The organism is Pseudomonas putida (genome assembly GCF_028682635.1).
Classification (GTDB): Bacteria; Pseudomonadota; Gammaproteobacteria; order Pseudomonadales; family Pseudomonadaceae; genus Aquipseudomonas; species Aquipseudomonas putida_AE.
The window spans coordinates 1-597 of the sequence record NZ_JANHLK010000086.1 but is presented as its reverse complement, the minus strand read 5'-3'; the positions used below and the strand labels follow the sequence as shown (position 1 = coordinate 597).

At 60.8% G+C, this 597-nt stretch carries 1 pseudogene; it reads right to left on the bottom strand.

Features of this window, described 5'->3' with window-relative positions:
* Positions 1 to 74: 74 nt before the first annotated feature.
* Positions 75 to 597: pseudogene (locus NPS56_RS30980) on the bottom strand (T6SS phospholipase effector Tle1-like catalytic domain-containing protein); the annotation flags it as partial.

Sequence of the window (597 nt, the reverse complement as noted above, 5' to 3'; positions counted from 1 at the left end):
CAGCGGCCCGCTCGCGCCATGGGCGGGCTTTGAACTGAGGCCTGCAATCCTGTACCTCGCTTCTTATAAAAGGCTCAGGCCGATGCATTTTTCACCTCACCAGCCTGGGCATGGAACGCTTCCCACAGCGCATCGATGTCTTGCATGGCCTTGGCCAACTGCTCGGCGTCCAGCACAACAGGTTGCGCGGCGCCGGCAGGTCCGGCATTCGGGTTGGTGCGCGCCAGCACTTCACCTTTCTCGTCATACAGCGCCAGGTCGCGACGGCCGGCCTCGCCGAAAAACACCATGCGTTCGCCGAAGTAGCTGCCGAACCACTCACGTCCCCGTGTGTACAAAAACCAGGCACGGGAGTCGTGCACCTGATCGTCGAACAGCGCACGCAACAACCCTTCGGGTTGAGTGGCGTTGCGGCTTTCGTCGACATTGCCGCGCCGGGTTTCATTTTGATGATTGATTTCGCGCAACGGCGGCGGGAATAGCTGACCGACACGCGCCTGCCCCGAAGCTTTCATTCGCTGTCGCTCGAATTGCACCTCGGCGGTCAGTTTCTGATAAAGAACCGACGATGCCATGCCCATCGGCCCGGCGAACTTC